At 46.7% G+C, this 18354-nt stretch carries 17 protein-coding genes; 6 read left to right on the plus strand and 11 right to left on the minus strand.

Annotation, left to right across the window (positions count from 1 at the left end):
* Positions 1-17 precede the first annotated feature (17 nt).
* Positions 18-1745, minus strand: coding sequence for an arginine--tRNA ligase (gene argS / locus B7X71_RS00395; protein ID WP_293596755.1), 1728 nt, complete (start codon positions 1743-1745; stop codon positions 18-20).
* 35 nt (positions 1746-1780) lie between these two features.
* On the opposite strand from argS, the gene B7X71_RS00400 reads away from it, so the two are divergent.
* Entirely contained in the window at positions 1781-2098 is a 318-nt protein-coding gene (locus tag B7X71_RS00400; RefSeq protein ID WP_293596754.1) for a DUF1840 domain-containing protein, read from the plus strand.
* Positions 2099-2119: 21 nt separating this feature from the next.
* On the opposite strand, the gene metH is transcribed toward B7X71_RS00400, so the two are convergent.
* Both metH and B7X71_RS00410 read right to left on the minus strand, forming a co-directional pair.
* Positions 2120-4867 carry a methionine synthase gene (gene metH / locus B7X71_RS00405; protein ID WP_293596753.1) on the minus strand — a complete coding sequence of 916 codons (2748 nt, stop codon included), beginning with the start codon at positions 4865-4867 and terminating at the stop codon, positions 2120-2122.
* Positions 4864-5928: a homocysteine S-methyltransferase family protein gene (locus tag B7X71_RS00410; RefSeq protein ID WP_293596752.1), complete on the minus strand. Its 1065-nt coding sequence runs from the start codon at positions 5926-5928 to the stop codon at positions 4864-4866. Before B7X71_RS00410 ends, metH begins: the two co-directional genes overlap by 4 nt.
* A gap of 78 nt (positions 5929-6006) precedes the next feature.
* Here B7X71_RS00410 and B7X71_RS00415 point away from each other — a divergent pair, with 78 nt between their 5' ends.
* Positions 6007-6450, plus strand: a complete 444-nt coding sequence (locus B7X71_RS00415) for a PhaM family polyhydroxyalkanoate granule multifunctional regulatory protein (RefSeq protein ID WP_293596751.1) — start codon at positions 6007-6009, stop codon at positions 6448-6450.
* Here B7X71_RS00415 and B7X71_RS00420 read toward each other — a convergent pair.
* Positions 6362-7447, minus strand: coding sequence for an MBL fold metallo-hydrolase (locus tag B7X71_RS00420; RefSeq protein WP_293596750.1), 1086 nt, complete (start codon positions 7445-7447; stop codon positions 6362-6364). The two genes, B7X71_RS00415 and B7X71_RS00420, sit on opposite strands and share 89 nt — an antisense overlap.
* A gap of 22 nt (positions 7448-7469) precedes the next feature.
* Between B7X71_RS00420 and B7X71_RS00425 the strand changes: the two genes are divergently transcribed.
* Complete coding sequence (locus B7X71_RS00425; RefSeq protein WP_293596749.1) at positions 7470-7646, plus strand: DUF1289 domain-containing protein; 177 nt, start codon at positions 7470-7472, stop codon at positions 7644-7646.
* Positions 7647-7667: 21 nt separating this feature from the next.
* Here B7X71_RS00425 and B7X71_RS00430 read toward each other — a convergent pair whose 3' ends face one another.
* Positions 7668-8651 (minus strand): MDR family oxidoreductase, encoded by a 984-nt coding sequence (locus tag B7X71_RS00430; RefSeq protein WP_293596748.1) that lies wholly within the window; start codon positions 8649-8651, stop codon positions 7668-7670.
* Positions 8652-8738: 87 nt separating this feature from the next.
* Between B7X71_RS00430 and B7X71_RS00435 the strand changes: the two genes are divergently transcribed.
* From B7X71_RS00435 to B7X71_RS00445, 3 genes are read left to right on the plus strand one after another with little or no spacing between them, the layout of a single operon-like run.
* Positions 8739-9041, plus strand: a complete 303-nt coding sequence (locus tag B7X71_RS00435; protein ID WP_293596747.1) for a hypothetical protein — start codon at positions 8739-8741, stop codon at positions 9039-9041.
* 26 nt (positions 9042-9067) lie between these two features.
* Positions 9068-9556 carry a flavin reductase family protein gene (locus B7X71_RS00440; protein WP_293596746.1) on the plus strand — a complete coding sequence of 163 codons (489 nt, stop codon included), beginning with the start codon at positions 9068-9070 and terminating at the stop codon, positions 9554-9556.
* Positions 9557-9578: 22 nt separating this feature from the next.
* Positions 9579-10241, plus strand: a complete 663-nt coding sequence (locus B7X71_RS00445) for a glutathione S-transferase N-terminal domain-containing protein (protein WP_293596745.1) — start codon at positions 9579-9581, stop codon at positions 10239-10241.
* A gap of 67 nt (positions 10242-10308) precedes the next feature.
* On the opposite strand, the gene B7X71_RS00450 is transcribed toward B7X71_RS00445, so the two are convergent.
* From B7X71_RS00450 to B7X71_RS00475, 6 genes are all read right to left on the minus strand, one after another.
* Positions 10309-13344, minus strand: a complete 3036-nt coding sequence (locus B7X71_RS00450) for an efflux RND transporter permease subunit (RefSeq protein WP_293596744.1) — start codon at positions 13342-13344, stop codon at positions 10309-10311.
* A 7-nt stretch (positions 13345-13351) separates the two neighbouring features.
* Positions 13352-14491: an efflux RND transporter periplasmic adaptor subunit gene (locus tag B7X71_RS00455; RefSeq protein ID WP_293596806.1), complete on the minus strand. Its 1140-nt coding sequence runs from the start codon at positions 14489-14491 to the stop codon at positions 13352-13354.
* 169 nt (positions 14492-14660) lie between these two features.
* Positions 14661-16196: an efflux transporter outer membrane subunit gene (locus B7X71_RS00460; RefSeq protein ID WP_293596743.1), complete on the minus strand. Its 1536-nt coding sequence runs from the start codon at positions 16194-16196 to the stop codon at positions 14661-14663.
* Between the two features lie 143 nt (positions 16197-16339).
* Positions 16340-17203, minus strand: coding sequence for a pirin family protein (locus B7X71_RS00465; protein WP_293596742.1), 864 nt, complete (start codon positions 17201-17203; stop codon positions 16340-16342).
* Positions 17204-17233: 30 nt separating this feature from the next.
* Positions 17234-17791: a flavodoxin family protein gene (locus tag B7X71_RS00470; RefSeq protein ID WP_293596741.1), complete on the minus strand. Its 558-nt coding sequence runs from the start codon at positions 17789-17791 to the stop codon at positions 17234-17236.
* Positions 17784-18215, minus strand: coding sequence for a MarR family transcriptional regulator (locus tag B7X71_RS00475; protein ID WP_293596740.1), 432 nt, complete (start codon positions 18213-18215; stop codon positions 17784-17786). The genes B7X71_RS00470 and B7X71_RS00475 overlap by 8 nt, the downstream gene beginning before the upstream one ends.
* Positions 18216-18354: the final 139 nt, after the last annotated feature.

An 18354-nucleotide genomic window follows, 5' to 3' on the forward strand; every position in this document is an offset into this window, starting at 1 on the left:
CTAGCAATTGGTACAGCTTACATCTTAGCGGGTGCTGAGACACCCAATACTTTTAATCCATTTTCAAGCACCTGACGCGTCGCCGAAAGCAGTGCCAGACGAGCTAATTTCAAGGCAGGGTCATCCACCAGAACGCGATCTGCGTTATAAAAAGTATGGAAATCTCCAGCCAAATCACGTAAGTAAAAAGCTAAGGTATGTGGCGCTAAATCTGCGGCTGCATCCGTGAGCATTTCTGGATATTCAGCTAAACGACGTAAGAGATGATCTGAAGCTTTGCTTTGCAACAAAGAAAGATCTGCACCCTTCAGGTCAGAAACTTGTCCACCCCATTGGGTCAAGATTGAGCAAATACGCGCATGCGCATATTGCACATAGAACACGGGGTTTTCATCATTTTGCTGCAATGCTAGATCAACATCAAATACAAATTCCGTATCAGCCTTGCGAGAAATCAGGAAGAAACGTACCGCATCGCGTCCACGCTGCAACGCAAGCTCGCGCTCATCAACAGTCATCTCTGGCGTAACACCGCCGGACCATTCGACTAAGTCACGTACAGTCACATAAGAGCCTGCACGTTTAGAAATTTTTACCTCTTCACCATGGCGCATCACTGTCACCATCTTGTGCAATACATAGTCTGGGTAGGTTTTTGGAATATCCCAACCGCGCTTCTGCGCTACGCCCTGCAAGCCTGAGCGCACACGGGCGATCGTGCCATGGTGATCACTACCTTGGACGTTAATCACTTTTTGGAAGCCACGATTCCATTTACTGGTGTGATAGGCAACATCAGGCACGAAGTAAGTAAAGCTACCATCAGACTTACGCATAACGCGATCTTTATCGTCACCATCATCTGTTGTCTTCAACCAAAGCGCACCTTCAGACTCGTAGGTCTTACCAATATCCTGCAACTCTTCAACTATCTTGGCAACGCTACCATCGGTATACAAGGAAGATTCTAGGTAGTAGCAATCAAACTTCACGCCAAATGTTTTTAAATCGATATCTTGTTCATTGCGCAAATACGCTACGGCAAATTGACGAATGGCTTCAAGGTCATCTTTATATTCGGGTGAAGCCTTAAAAGCAGTCGCAATCTCCGCAATGTATTCACCGTTATAAGCACTTTCTGGCCAAGTGACATCACCTGGCTTAAGTCCGTTTAATCGAGCTTGTACTGAGAGTGCCAAGTTTGCGATCTGCACTCCAGCATCGTTGTAATAAAATTCGCGGTGTACTTTAATGCCCTGCGTTGCCAATAAGTTTGCCAAGGCATCACCGAGTGCAGCCTGACGACCATGGCCAACGTGTAGTGGCCCAGTGGGATTGGCCGACACAAACTCAATCATGGCGCTGGAGACTGGAGCCGCTTCTGGAGCTAACTGACCAAACTGAGGCCCCGCCATAAGAACCTCTTGAACCACCGCTGTTTTAGCGGCATTGCTTAGGCGAAAGTTAATAAATCCAGGGCCCGCGATTTCACAAGAAGCGATGAGGTCACCATAGCCGGGTTGCCGCTCCAAACGCTCAACCAGCGCTTGGGCTAATTCCCTGGGATTTAACTTCCAAGCCTTGGAAAGCTGGAGGGCAATATTGCAAGCAACATCGCCATGGTCTACCGCCTTGGGGCGCTCTAAACGAGGGGCAGGGGCATCACCCAAGCTGTGCTCCTGGGCCAAACCCTCTAGAGCGGCACTGAGCATCTCAATTAAACGATTTTTATTAGTTAACAACATAGATAAGTGAGTTTATCAGGTGGTAAGCTACTGAAATGATCTATCAATTTCGCTCCAAAGCGGGTCCTGACGTCATCATGTTGGCTGATCTGACCCAGCGAATCTTTGAAATTTTGGGCCGCCCATTAGAGCCCAGGGGGATTTTCACTGTTGAGCAACTACCAGCCCTCATTATTGCCCTAGAAACCGCCATTCTGAAAGATTTGGAAGAGCGAGCTAAAAGCAATGCGGATGACCAACAAAATACTGAAAAACCGAAGCTTGCAGACAGACTCGGCCAGCGTGCCTACCCCTTCCTAGAACTCATGAAACAGGCCAAGGCCAAAGATGAACCGGTGATGTGGGGCGTTTAAAGCACCACATCAAGGAAGTTCTTAGTCGATAGAGCTGGCCAGCTGACGGCGGATATCTTCCACAGTCTCGTTACGGCGCTTAGCAAGATCTTCAATTTGGTCTGCCGACAACTTACCCACATTGAAATACCGCGCATCTGGATGTGCCAGATAAAAACCACTGACGCTGGAAGCCGGATTCATTGCCATCGATTCAGTCAGGGTCATACCAATATCTTCTGAACCAATGACGCGCAATAAGTCTTTTTTCACTTCATGCGCAGGGCAAGCTGGATAACCTGGCGCTGGACGGATGCCACGGTATTCTTCATTGATCATTTGATCATTCGTCAGAATTTCATCAGTTGCATAACCCCACAGATCAGTACGAACACGGTGGTGCATTAACTCTGTAAATGCCTCTGCCAAACGGTCAGCTAAAGATTGCAACATGATTGCGCTGTAGTCATCATGCTTGGCATGAAACTCAGCCACTTTTTTCTCAACGCCATGGCCAGTCGTCACAGCAAAGCAGCCGAGATAATCAGCCACCTTAGAATCTTTTGGCGCAACATAATCTGCCAAGCAACGATTAGGTCGACGTACGCCATCAACTACAGGGCGCTCGGCCTGCTGACGCAAGTTATGCCAAACAAATAATGGATGTTCGCGTGATTCATCGCTGTATAAGACGATGTCATCACCGATTGTGTTGGCTGGATAAAAGGCCACTACAGCATCGGCTTGCAACCACTGACCTTTGATTAATTTATCTAAAAGCGCCTGGCCATCTTCAAATACTTTGCGAGCCTCTACGCCAACGATTTCATCATCCAAGATTGCTGGGAACTTACCAGCTAAATCCCAGGTCTGGAAGAATGGTGTCCAGTCAATATATTTAGCAATATCACTTAAAGCAAAATTCTTGAAAACACGGCGCCCAATGAACTTCGGCTTCTCAGGCACATAACTATCCCAATCAATCAGCTCGCGATTCTTGCGTGCAGCTTCTAGTGAGATGGTTGGCGAAGCTTTTTTATTGGCATGCTGCTCACGTATGCGCACATAGTCATCGCGCAGATCTTGAATAAATTTCTTGGCGCTCTCATCTGAAAGCAGGCTCGATGCCACCGACACAGAACGGGATGCATCAGGTACGTAGACCACAGGACCATCGTAGTGTGGCGCAATCTTAACTGCAGTGTGTACACGAGAAGTCGTAGCACCCCCAATCATCAATGGAATTTGACGTTCACGGAAATAGTCATCACGCTGCATCTCTTGAGCAACGTAAGTCATCTCTTCTAAGGATGGGGTGATCAAACCAGACAGACCAACAATATCCGCCTTTTCTTCTTTAGCACGCTTCAGAATTTCTGCGCAAGGCACCATCACGCCCATATTGGCAACTTCAAAGTTATTACATTGCAGCACTACCGTCACAATATTTTTACCAATATCGTGCACGTCGCCTTTAACAGTCGCCATCACAATCTTACCCTTGGCTTTGGCTTCACCACCAGAGGCAATATGCAAGCGTTTTTCTTCCTCAATGTAAGGAATCAAAATCGCCACTGCTTGCTTCATCACACGTGCACTTTTAACCACTTGAGGCAAGAACATCTTGCCGGCACCAAACAAATCGCCAACGACGTTCATCCCATCCATCAAGGGACCTTCAATCACCTCGATCGGACGACCACCCGCACCCATAATTTGCGCACGTAGCTCTTCAGTATCTTCTTCAATAAAAGTAGTGATGCCATGTACTAAAGCATGGGTTAAACGCTCACGTACTGGAGATTCACGCCAAACTAAGTTCTCTACCTGCTTTGCGCCACCACCCTTAAATTGGTCAGCAATATCCAGCAAGCGCTCCGTTGGAGTCTTGCCGTCTTTATCTTTAAAGCGGTTAAGCACCACATCTTCAACGCGTTCACACAATTCGGGATCTAGGTCTGCATAGACGCCGAGCTGTCCTGCATTGACGATACCCATATCCATGCCTGCCTGAATGGCGTGATACAGGAACACCGTATGAATAGCTTCTCGTACGCGATCATTGCCACGGAAAGAGAAGCTAACATTGGAGACGCCGCCACTGACCTTCGCGCCCGGCAGATTTTCTTTAATCCAGCGCGTAGCATTAATAAAATCTACTGCGTAGTTGTCATGCTCTTCAATACCAGTCGCAATTGCAAAGATATTGGGATCAAAAATAATATCTTCTGCAGGAAAACCAATCTCATTCACAAGAATTTGATAGCAGCGTTGGCAAATTTCAGTCTTGCGCTTAAAAGTATCGGCCTGACCTACTTCATCGAACGCCATCACCACGGATGCTGCGCCATAACGTCGAATTAGGTGCGCTTGTTTTCTAAAGGACTCCTCGCCCTCTTTGAGTGAAATTGAGTTAACAATCGGCTTACCTTGAATACATTTCAGACCCGCTTCGATAACACTCCACTTGGAAGAGTCAATCATGATCGGTACACGTGCAATATCTGGTTCTGAAGCAATCAAATTCAAGAAGCGCGTCATCGCTGCTTCAGAATCCAACATCGCTTCATCCATATTGATGTCAATGACTTGAGCACCATTCTCAACTTGCTGTCTTGCAACTACCAAGGCTTCATCAAATTGATTATTCAAAATCATTCGTGAAAATGCTTTAGAGCCTGTGACGTTAGTACGCTCACCGATGTTCACAAAGCCAACTTCAGGCGTGACATTGAAAGGCTCTAAACCCGAGAGCTTCATCGGCGGCATTACCTTTGCAGTCTTACTCATGCTGATGCCTCCACGCTCTCACGATAGAAGGCACGAGGCTTACGCTTAGCAACTGCATTCGCAATCGCACGAATATGGTCTGGCGTCGTTCCACAGCAACCGCCCACAAGATTCACCAAACCATCTTTTGCAAAGCCATCGACTAAGCTGGAAGTAATTTCTGGAGTTTCATCAAATCCAGTGTCACTCATTGGATTAGGCAAGCCTGCATTGGGATAGCAAGATACAGCGGCATCACAAATACGAGCAAGCTCAGCAATATACGGGCGCATTAGTGCAGCACCTAAGGCACAGTTCAAGCCAAAAGTTAATGGCTTAATGTGACGCAAGCTATTCCAAAATGCCTCAACTGTTTGTCCAGACAAAATACGACCAGAAGCATCAGTCACTGTACCTGAGATCATCACTGGTAAACGTTCACCAGTTTCTTCAAAGAATTCATCTAAAGCGAACAATGCAGCTTTTGCATTAAGTGTGTCAAAAATGGTTTCGACTAAAAATAAATCAACGCCACCTTCAAAGAGGCCTTCAATCTGTTCGCGATAGGAGGCACGCAATGCATCAAAAGTCACGTTACGGGCACCTGGATCATTTACATCTGGAGAAATGCTTGCTGTCTTTGGAGTAGGTCCGATTGCGCCCGCTGCAAAACGTGGCTTATCTGGCGTAGAGTATTTTTCGCAGGCAGCGCGCGCCAATTGAGCTGAGATGACATTCATCTCACGTGCCAAGCCTGCCATTTTGTAATCCTCTTGCGCAACCGAGGTAGCACCAAAAGTATTGGTTTCAATAATGTCTGCACCCGCATCTAAATACTGCTCATGAATCTTGCTAATGATTTGGGGCTGCGTTAAAACTAAAAGTTCGTTATTGCCCTTGATATCGCCCGGATGATTTTCAAAGCGAGTGCTCGCTGGTAATCCACGGTAATCCGCCTCATTCAGCTTGTATTGCTGAATCATGGTGCCCATAGCGCCATCCAAAATCAGAATGCGCTGCTTCAGTAGCTCGGGAAGTGCCTGGCCGCGGGTGTAAGGCTGGGATAAACCATTAGATTGCATTGCTTAACCGGGATTAATCTCTAGAATCTCTTATTGTATTGGCAATAAGCCACTTTTATCTGACCCGGAGCTCGCCCTATGTTTGGAACTATCCCTGAATTCAATCAAAGCCTTGAAATGATGAAAACCATGTGGGGCCAGGGGGCAGGCGGATCGACGCCAGGACAATTTCCCTTCACTACAGATGCCTCCAAGGCTGCTGGGGGGTTCGGCTCAGCATTTCCAGGGCTGGATACCGATGAGCTAGAAAAGCGCATCAAAGACCTCAAAAGCGTTGAAAACTGGCTTAACCTCAACCTCAATATCTTGAAGTCCACTATTCAGGGTCTTGAAGTACAACATGCCACCATGATGGCCCTCAAATCCTTTGGAGATGCGGTTTCAGCAACTGCTGCTGCCGGCGGATCTACTGAAGAGTCCGGAACTAAGGCCTCTAAACCACGCAAAACCGCAACACGCCGTCGTCGCAAAGCTGGCGACTCAACTTTCCTCGACGAAGTAGGTAATTCAGATGAGCAATAGCCTCACCCATAGCAAATGTCATTTGGTGAATATCTAATTCACGCTTAAATAAAACCGGCACTATCTCTCGAGCAGTTGCCGGTTTTTTACAGGCCCCAAGCGTTTCTGCCAAGCGCTCATCGTGGTGCAATTTCAACTGATCAATCCGCGACTTCATTCCTATAAATGGCTTACCATGAGATGGCAGTACTAAGGTGTTATCAGGCAAAGGTAGGTAGCGATCCAAAGAACTCAGATATAAACCGAGAGGATCTGCATCAGGATCCGCGTCATAGACACTGACATTGGTGGAGATGCGTGGCAACAACATGTCCCCAGAAATCAACACACCTAAATCTTTACAAAATAGTGAAGCATGCTCAGGCGCATGGCCAAACCCCATAATCACTTGCCACTCGTGTCCACCAATCAAAATCACTTCACCATCGATGATGCGACGATATTGTCGCGGTACACCTGGAACCATATTGCTGTAGTAATTCGAGCGTGCCCGGATTTTTTCTAAATCTTCTGGAGCACTTAATCCATGTCTCTGAAAGTGGTCCGCAGAACCACCGCCGCCAGCACGGGCACCAACAGTAGCACCACCTTCTTTATGGCTCAACCATTGCGCTGTTAAATAATCCGTCATGGAGATCCAGAGAGGTACATTCCATTTTTCGCAGAGCCATTGAGAGAGTCCCACGTGATCTGGATGCATATGGGTCACGATCACCCGCAATACCAGTAAGCCCTCTAGCTGTGTGGCAAAGATCTGCTCCCAAGCTGCTTTGGTCTCCTCATTGGCAATGCCGCAATCAACAATTGTCCAGCCTTGAATGCCTTCAAGCTCATCACGCAGCAGCCATAAATTAATGTGGTCCAGAGCAAAGGGTAAGCGCATACGCAACCAGCGCACGCCAGGCGAGACCTCCATTGAGTCACCCACTTCCGGCAAAGCATCGGCTAAGGGATAATGAATAGAACTAAGATCGCTGGATTGGTTTTTGGTATTCATCTATTTCTATTCTAGGTTTGCTTTGACAACAGTTCCATCGCCTTGCATCAACTGGTGCGACATCAACCCTGAAAATGGTTTTTGCCGTGGCTGCTATCGCACGCTCACTGAAATTGCAGGCTGGTCTGAACTTTCTAAGGCCGACAAGCTTGAGGTCTGGGAAAAACTAGAAACGCGCAAACCTCAAGTACCGCAGTAAGTATTGCCAATTACTAATTGCTTATTTATTGACATCAACAATCAAACGACCACGCACATTGCCTGCCATCAGTTCTGTTGCGTACTTTAAAGAATCTTCCAAGCTAATTTCATGAGAGATTTCTTCTAGAGTTTTGAGGTCAATCAGCTTACTCAATTGCTCATAGGCTGCAATACGTTTTGCTTTTGGCACTGTCACACTATTAATGCCGTACAAAGTTACACCACGCAAAATGAATGGAGCAACAGTCGATGGAAAATCCATTCCCTGAGCAAGACCACAAGCGGCAACCGCACCATCACTTTTGGTTTGTGCGCAGGCATTAGCCAAGGTATGACTACCAACGCTATCGACTACTGCCGCCCAGCGCTCTTTAGCTAAAGGCTTACCAGGGGCCGACAATGCGGTGCGATCAATTACTTCGCTTGCACCCAATTTCTTCAAATAATCAGCCTCAGACATACGTCCAGTGCTGGCAACTACGGTAAAGCCCAATTTACTTAATAGGGTGATAGCGAAGCTACCCACTCCACCAGCAGCCCCCGTCACCAATACTTCACCATCACTAGGTTTTAAGCCATGCTTTTGTAAAGCCATCACACATAGCATTGCCGTGTAACCTGCAGTACCAATAGCTAAGGCCTGCTTAGCAGTAAAACCCTTTGGCAGTGGAATGAGCCACTCTGACTTCACGCGTGCTTGTTGGGCTAACCCACCCCAATGACCTTCACCAACACCCCAACCATTCAGCAACACCATGTCGCCGGCCTTAAATTCTGGGCTAGCACTCTCCAATACCTCACCCGCAAAATCAATTCCAGGAACCATCGGAAAGCTGCGCACTACTGGCCCTTTGCCAGTAATGGCCAAGCCGTCTTTGTAGTTCAGCGTGGAATAGAGCACCTTCACTCTGACATCGCCCTCAGGCAAACTTGCCTCATTGACCTGAGCAAGCTCAGCTCGATAACCTTGATCATCTTTATTCACCAAAATCGCGTTAAACATGTCTCTTCCTTTTAAAAGCGCTGCATTCTCCACAGCAAATACGTAATAGGTTTATCCTAACGAGCATTGCTGATTATGGAGGTTTCCATGAAAAAAATTCTACTATTAACTGCGGCCTCTGGTCTAACACTAGTTGGATGCTCCTCAAGCCAAATTAATATGTCTATGGGTAATATGCGCTTAATTAGCTCCAGCGCAGCACCACAAGATGTCATGGATTTCGCCAACACAACTTGTAAGAATGATTTCTACCAAGGAGCAAGCTTCCTCTCTAAGGCAGGCAAGGAATATCGCTTTAAATGCGTAAAAGCTGAAGAAAATGAAATCCTCACCCCGATTCCTGGCACAGCAATGTCCTCTGATGCACCCACTACAGCTGTAGCAAAGTAAGTAAATCACTAAATAGATATAGCAAGATGACCCCATTTACCTCCCAAGAGCTACGCAAAGGCTTTTCCTCTTTTGCGACAGGGGTCACTGTGATTACTTGCCTGGATCCCGACCAGCAGGCGCACGGCATCACCATCAGCTCATTTAATACTGTTTCATTAGAGCCACCACTCATTTTGTGGAGCCTCAAAAAGCATTCACGTTTAATGCCCCACTTTGAGGTCGGTCAGAAACAGCTTATTCATGTCTTGGAGCGTTCGCAGGAAGCCATGGCAATGCACTTTGCCACCGTTAAAGAAAATCAGTTCGTTAACATTCCCCATCAAATTGCAGCTAGCGGCCTTACTCAAATTGATGGATGCTGCGCTTACTTTGAATGCGAAACTGTATCAGTGCACACCGGGGGCGACCACAACATTATTGTTGCCAAAGTTCTCAACTTAAAGCACGCAGCACAAAGTCACCCCCTCATCTTTGCGCATAGCAAATTTATGGGACTGGACTCACCCCTTTAAATACAGGCCAATAGGAGCTCTCATGATGCGTTTGTGGGGAAGAAAAACTTCAATCAATGTCCAAAAGGTGTTGTGGTGCCTGGCAGAGTTAGGGTTAGAAGAAGGCAAGGATTTTGAGCGCATTGATGCGGGCCTTCATTTTGGCAAGAGTCGCACTCCCGAATTCTTAGCCCTTAATCCAAACGGCTTAGTACCAACGCTTGAAGATGGAAATCTTGTGCTTTGGGAATCTAACACTATCTTGCGCTATCTAAACAACCAGTACGATCAAGGGAAACGCTTTCCTGCAGACATAAAAAGTCAGTTCCAATCTGAAAAATGGATGGATTGGCAACTGGGAACCATGTGGCCACCTTTAAGGGTGGCAGTGCTTGGACTCACTCGCGTCCCTGAAGCAGACCGTAACTATGAGCTAATTAAAAAGTCTTATCAAGAGGCAGACTCATGGCTCGCCTTGCTTGATCAGTATTTAGAGAATAACTCCTACTGCTCTGGTGAACAATTCACTATTGGAGACATTCCATTGGCTTTGTGCGTAAGTCGATGGCTCCTACTAGAGCAAACCTTCCCAGAAAAAACTGGACCACGCTCGCAATTAAGCAATATTGATGAGTGGATGAAGCGCATATCTAGGGAAACCAAATACAGCGTAGTAGAAGAAAAAGCACTCAACATTGTGAAGTAATATAAGTGCTCAATTAGAAAAGGGTGAACCAAGTTCACCCTTTTTCTTTACTTACTTGAGGAATATATTACTGCTGCTTGAATTTCTTTTGGTGGTGATCAGCGCCAATAAATAAATACATAGCGGGCACTACAAAGAGCGTGAACAGAGTGCCAATCGATAGGCCAGTAAAAATCACGATGCCCATAGATTGACGACCAGCCGCACCTGCACCAGAGGCAATCACCAGAGGTACTACACCCAACACCATTGCAGCAGTAGTCATCAATATCGGACGCAGACGCACGCTACTTGCCTCTACGATGGCATCCAACTTACTACGACCAGCTTCCTGCAATTCATTTGCAAACTCCACAATCAAAATACCGTGCTTACTAATCAATCCCATCAGCGTGACCAGTCCAACCTGGGTATACACATTCAAGGTGGTGAATCCTAAATTAATAAAAATCAATGCCCCAAACAAGGCGAGCGGTACTGAAACCAAAATCACGATCGGATCGCGGAAGCTTTCAAACTGTGCAGCTAAGACTAAGAACACGATCAAGATCGCAAAGAACATCGTCACCAAGAAGCCGCCGGACTCTGCCATGAACTGACGTGATGGGCCAGCGTAATCCATGGTGTAACCGTTCGGCGCTACTTCTTTTAAAGTTTGGCGCATGAACTCCAGCAGGTCCGCTTGAGAAATAAATGGCGTACTTACACCAGAGATTGTTGCGGAGTTGAGTTGCTGAAAGTGATTAATCGACTGCGGTACCACTCTTTGCTTAATCGTTGCGATGGTGCGCGCCTGAATCATCTGACCACTTGGCGTGCGTATGTAGTAATCCAAGATCTGGTCTGGATTTAAGCGATCTACTTGCTTAACTTGCGGAATGACACGATATGAACGGCCAGCGACAGAGAAGTAGTTAACATAACCGCCGCCCAAAGCAGCTGATAGCGCATTACCCACTTGCTGCTGCGTCATGCCCAGTGCAGCGACTTTTTCACGATCGATTTCTAAAACGTCTTGTGGCTTATCAATCTTCAAATCCGAGTCTACGAAGAAAAAGTTGCCGCTACGACGCGCTTTATCTAAAACTGCTTGCGAGACTTCATTCAGCGATTCATAAGACTCAGTGGTATTAATAACCACCTGAACAGGTAAGCCCTGCGCACCTGGCAACGCTGGGAACTGGAAAGCTGCTACACGAGCGCCAGCGATCGTATTCCACTTGCCCTGCATATCCTCTTGGAACTTTGTAGCATTGCGACTTCGCTGATCCCAATCCTTGAGCAACACACCACCAAAACTACTGGTGGGGCTGGTGATCTGGAACATCTGCTCATACTCAGGCTCTGCTGCTGATATTTGATAAATCTGATCGGCATAGGTCTGCATCTGATTGACCGTGCTGTTGGGTGGGCCTGAAGCCTGCATCAACACGATACCTTGATCCTCTGTTGGCGCTAATTCAGCGCGGGCAGTAGCGTAGAGGTAGGCAACTCCACCTAGCAAAATTACACCCATCACAATGATGACTTGCCAGGTACTCAAGAGCTCACGCAAAGTGGTTTGATAGCTGTGGTGGACCTTTTCAAATATGCGGTCAATCTTTTGCACAAAAGAAGAGGCCTCTTGCTCCTCAGTAAAGATGCGGGAACACATCATTGGAGAAAGCGTCAATGCAATTAATCCTGATACCGCGACTGCACTGGCTAGGGTAAAGGCGAATTCCGTAAAGAGCGCACCGGTTAATCCACCCTGAAAACCAATAGGGATATATACCGCGATCAATACAATGGTCATCGCCAAAATCGGGCCGCCTAACTCACGAGCAGCAATCAAAGAAGCCTCTAGCGGAGACTTTCCTTCCTTCATATGACGGTCAACGTTCTCAACCACAATAATGGCATCATCGACGACCAAGCCAATCGCCAGAACGAGGGCAAGAAGTGTCAGCAAATTAATGGAGTAGCCCAAGACCTGCATCAAAAAGAATGTGCCAATCAAAGAAAGTGGCATCGCAATCACAGGCACAGCAACAGCACGTGCGCTTCCTAAGAAGAGATAGATCACCACCGTCACAATCAACAGCGCCTCTAGAAGCGTTGCCACCACCTCATCAATCGACGTGGTAATGAACTTAGTAGAGTCGTAAACTACCTTGCCTGACATGCCAGTGGGTAACTGCTTCTGAATATCGGGCACCGCTGCACGCACACGCTCAGCAACATCAAGCAAATTCGCTTGGGGTGCTACCTTGATAGCAATAAACACCGATTTCTTACCGCTAAAGGCGACGTTGGTGTTGTAGTCCTCCGAGCCCATGCTTACAGTAGCCACTTGATCAAGGTACACAATATTGATGCCATCTTTCTTGACAACCAATTTACGGAACTCATCAAGCGTATGGAGATCGGTACCTGCCACCAAGTCAACAGCAACCATATCCCCTTTAGTGCTACCTACTGCGGATAAGTAGTTATTGGCTGCCATGGCACTATAAACATCATCTGCACCCACACCAAGCCCTGCCATCTTCTCGCGATCAAGCCAAGCGCGCAGAGCAAACTTTCTGCCACCAGTAATTTCAGCATTCTGTACACCGTCTACAGAATCCAGCTTTGGCTTCACTACCCGCAATAAGTAATCAGTAATCGCATTGTTTGGAATGTCATCGCTATAAAAACCCATATACATCGCTGCAGTGGACTGACCAATCTGTACAGTCAACACAGGTTGCTGGGCTTGCGGTGGTAACTGATTCTTAACCGAACTAATCTGAGTTTGGATCTGCGTTAACGCAGCATTGGAGTCGTAATTGAGCTTCAGAGTTGCGGTAATTGTCGATAGGCCGCTCACACTCATCGAGGACAAATAGTCGATACCTTGAGACTGAGCAATCGCCGTCTCTAGTGGCTGCGTAATAAATCCTGCAATCGTCTCTGGATCAGCGCCATAGTAAGCCGTTGTAATCGTAACGATCGCATTTTGCGTTTGCGGATATTGATTGACAGGCAAAGATCCAACCGCCTTTAAACCAAATACCAAGACGAGCGCACTCACTACCAGTGAGAGCACCGGCCTACGAATGAATATGTCAGTCCAATTCATCTAGGACTTATTCCTGTGGCTGTGGGTTTGGTGAATTCGCTGGCAACACCTTGTTATTCACAATCAGCGGAGTACCGTTCTTCAGCTTAAGTTGGCCACTAGTCACAACCGTGGCCCCCTCTTCAACCCCTTTGAGAATCGCCACTTGATCTCCACGGGTTAGTCCAGTAGTCACAAAAACTTGTTGAGCCTCAAGCGCAGGTTTGCCCTGCTTATCCTTTTTACCAGTTGGCTTAGCAATAAAGACTGTAGAGCCATATGGGTTATAAGTCACAGCAGTTTGAGGCAAGGTCAGCAACTTCACTTCATCACCCAACTTAATATTCACGTTAGCAAACATGCCCGGCAAAATCTTTTTATCCGGATTAGCCAGCTGGGCTTCAATCTGAATATTGCGCGTGTTGGTATCTACTTTAGGACTCACAGCAGTAACTTTGCCAGTAAAGCTTGAACCCTTAAAGGCATCGGTCGTCACTACAATTTCTTGGCCAACCTGAATCTGCTCAGCATTACCTTGTGGGAGATTAAAGTCCACAAAAATAGGATCTAAGGTTTGGAGGGTAAGCAACTTATCGCCCGGGTTAACGAACTGCCCAGGGTTGATCATCACAATACCGACGCGACCACTGAAGGGAGCTTTTAGATTCTTCTTAGCCACTAAAGCAGTTTGCTGCTCTACCTGAGCCTGCTTTGACTTGGCATCTGCTTTACTGGTATCGAATACATTCTTACTAATCGCCTGAATCTCTAACTGCTGTCTATCACGCTCATTAATTACCTTAGCCAAATCTGCCAATGCTTTTAAGGAGTTGAGCTGTGCAACATCAGAGGCATCATTCAATTTAATGAGCAACTCGCCCTCTTTAACATCCATGCCAGATTTAATGGGTACGTTTTGCACTAAGCCACCAATTTCAGTGCTGAGCTCTACACCTCTATATGCACGCACATTTCCAACGCTAGACAACTTGGGTTGCCATGCCGTTGTCTCCACCACCATCGTCGAAACTGTTGCTGGTGGTAAGCCCATGCCCGCAATGAAATGCTTAATCATGAAAGTCTTGAGTTGATTAAATCCAAATATCAAGCCCAATAACAAAAATACGCCGCACAACATAATCGTCATGCGACGACCTAAAGGCGTCATTGATTGCAGTTTGGCATTAGCCTTGCTCCGCAGAAAGCGTTCACGCAAGCGTACCCATACACCTTTTGCCTTTTCCCAAAGTGCAATGATCTTCTCGCGAAGTTTCCACTCGATCGCCTTAGCACATACCCAAGCCCACAAGGCAAGCACTGCTGCAGTTACTTTGGTTTTAATTGTTTCCAGAAGTTTCATTTTGATCTTTGTTCGCTATGGCTTTTGGTTGAAAGGCTGGGCCGGTACGATTCCACCAGCCACCGCCTAGTGCTGCAAATAATGCCGCTGTATCAGAGAACCGGGTTGCTTGCGCAGAAACCGATTTGACTTTAGCAATTTGGTATTGATTTTGATAATAGAGAACAGCCAAATAACTTGCAGTCCCTAGCTTGTATTGCTGCTGTACCAACTCTAAAGTTTCATAAGCGTAGCGCTCTGCATCTGATGCAGACTTCAATGCTTGGGCACCAGTCTCTAAAGCACGCAATGCATCAGCTACCTCTTGAAATGCCTTGAGTACAGTTGCTTGGTATTGATATACAGCTTGTTCGTAATTAGCCATGGCGCCACGGCGTTGCGCTAATAGTTGCCCGCCCTGAAAGAGTGGCTGAAAGATACCGCCAGCAATCGACCATAGCGTCGCGTTCGGCCCAAACAGAGCTGCACTAGTTAATGCTGCCGATCCAATTGCGCCAGTGATATTAAATTGTGGCAATAAATTTGCAGTGGCTACACCCACCAAAGCATTGGTAGCCTTGAGTTGTGCCTCTGCTGCACGGACATCTGGGCGCTGGCGCACTAAGCTTGATGGCACGGAGAGCGGCAGCTTCTCTGGTAAATGCAAAGACTTCAAATCAAATTTAGTGATGTTGGCATTACTGGGTAACTCACCAACCAACACTGCCAACTGATTGCGTGCAAAAGATAGATTGCGTTCGTAGGTAAATAAATCTACTTGCGAGTTAGAAACCAAAGTTCTTTGCGATGTCACATCCACTCGAGAAACTGTACCAATCACTAATTGCTTCTCTGTTACTTCAGCTAAATTCGTTTGCGCTTTCAGAATTTCTTCTGTGGCTTGCATTTGCGCACGCAGAGCAGCTTCACGCACAGCGCTAGTCACAATATTGGCAGTCAAGGAAAGGTATGCGCCTTCTAGCTGAAACTGTGCAATCTCCGCTTGCGCTCTCGCACCCTCAACAGCGCGGCGCGCACCACCAAAAACATCGAGCTTATAAGTGACATTTACAGAAGCGTTATAGAGGTTGTAGGTATCGGAGCCATAAGGCAGGCCATAAATAGCAGAAGGCTGCAACTGCCGAGCAACGCCGCCATTTAAACCTATCGCCGGGAAGTACTGTCCACCAATTTGCGCACTGACATTTTCCTGACTAGCGCGTAGTGCAGCATCTGCTGCACCTAAATTCGGATTTTGCTGCAAAGCTTTTTTAATCAATACATCAAGCTCTGGCGATTTGAATAACTCCCACCACTGAGCCTCAATATCAGCGCCTTCAATAAACTCTTGATCAGTTCCACCTGGTACCCCAGGTGCGGTAGCTAACTTCTTTGAAAGGGTGTTTTCTGTATATCTAGATGTATTTGGAGCATCAGGCTGCTTGAAGTCTGGGCCCACCGCGCATGCAGAAAGAAATCCCGCAAAAATAAGCGGAACCAATCGCAAACCAGAGAAATCTTTGAAGCCGTGCATGAACTGTGACAAATATCCTTTTCTTCACCAGCTATTAGAACACACTTTTACCAGTTATTTTTTGTAACATATTGATATAATTGGTTATTTTCTTATACACAGCCAAACAAAGAAGTCAAATGGAATTTTGGTACTTTTGATTTTTAATGGGTAATTCTGCCAAAGCTTCCGCTATTGAAATCCTGCATTGCCTGAGCAATCTCTTCCTTGCTGTTCATAACAAATGGACCGTATCCAACGATAGGCTCATTAATAGGTTCGCCACTCAGCAGCAAGGCAATAGAGTCTTCCAGCACATTGACTTGAATATCTTGGCCCTGATTACTAAACATCAACATCAGAGCATCTTTAGCCACCACACCATCACCAGCCTCAATGGCACCCTTGAGCACAACCAGTGAAGTATTCCAGCCCTCAGGTACAGGAATACTTGTCGAATCCTTCTTCAACTTCAGGTCAATCACATTGAGAGGGGTAAAGGTATTGGCTGGCCCTATATGGCCATCAAACTCTCCAGCAATGATGCGTGCTTGTCCTGCCCCCTTCCTCAAAGCAATCGCAGGAATCTGTTTATCCAAAATTGCCTGATAGCCTGGCTCAGTCATTTTGAGTTTTGCGGGCAGATTTACCCACAACTGCACCATCTCCAAAGTTCCGCCATTTTTGGCAAAGTCTTCAGAATGAAACTCTTCATGCAAGATGCCAGAGCCAGCAGTCATCCACTGCACATCACCGGGACCAATCACGCCACCCTGACCGGTGGAATCCTTGTGTGCAACTTCACCTTCATACACGATCGTGACCGTTTCAAAACCGCGATGAGGATGTGAGCCCACGCCTTTACGCTCAGTTGTTTGGGGGAACTCTGCTGGACCTGCGTAGTCCAATATCAAGAATGGACTCATTTGCTTGCCCAGATCTTGATAGAAGAACAGGGTGCGCACCGGGAAGCCATCACCTACCCAGTGACCTCGATCATTGCCTTGTATCCCAATGAGTTTTTTCATCATCCCCCCAATCGTCTCTATTGCCGATTCTTACTTCGTTTTTAGTATGCCAGCTATCTTCGCAATACGCTCACCATAGAGACGTGCGGTTTCTAGGTCGCCCGCATTCACTTCATCAGCACTTGCATCTGAAGGTGTCTGCATCATTGCGCCAGCAGATGAGCCTACATAATTCACATCATCACGCTTAGCTGCCTTGGAATTTGAAGGCATCAAACCAGTACCAACCCAGATGCCTGAATGCTGCATTGCTAGAGTGAAGAAGTAATGGAGGGTGGAATGCTTATCACCGTTCATGGTGGCAGAATTTGTGAAGCCACCAAATACTTTATCTTTCCACTGCTGTGAAAACCATTGCTTAGAACTGGCATCAGCAAATTTCTTGAACTGCCAGCTCACTGTACCCATATAGGTTGGCGAACCGAATACGATGGCATCAGCAGTGTTTAAGGTTTCCCACTGCGCATCAGTGATATTGCCTTCGGCATCAATTGCTACTAAGGTGCCATTAGCACCTTTAGCGAGCGCTTCAGCTTGTTTAACTGTGTGGCCATAACCACTGTGAAATACAACAGCTACTTTAGTCATGATCTTTCCTTTGAAAAATTGTTTTAACTTCTTTTAAAACCATTACCGCTTGTTCTAACTCTTTCTTGCTGAGCTTTCCGAAGGCTTTACTGAGATACTCAACATGCTCTGGAAATACTTTCTTAAATAACTTGTCGCCCGATTTTGAGAGGCCGATCTTGTAACTTCGACCATCCTCAATATTCATAAACTTTTCTATGAACCCTTTAGCTTCTAGGCGCTCAAGAACGCCTGTCATCGTGCCTTTGGAGACTAGCGTCTTCTCACCCAACTCCTTACAAGTCATCGGCGGCTGGTTACCCAAGGTCGCAACGATATCGAACTGAGTGGTGGTTAAACCCATCTCTTTGATATGCGCCGCAGAATGCACTTCAAATGCCTGATATGCCTGAACCAATTCCTTAACGAGCGATAGGTGATTCATTTAAAAACCTTAATTTAGTCTGTATACGTACTATTTTAGTACTAGTTAGTACTAATTGCAAGGCCTTACAAAATTAAAGGACATAAACCCTGCGGATTGGCTTCCGCCAGGTTTAAAAATCCCACTAAGAGTTTTGGGT

Source organism: Polynucleobacter sp. 39-46-10 (genome assembly GCF_002282275.1).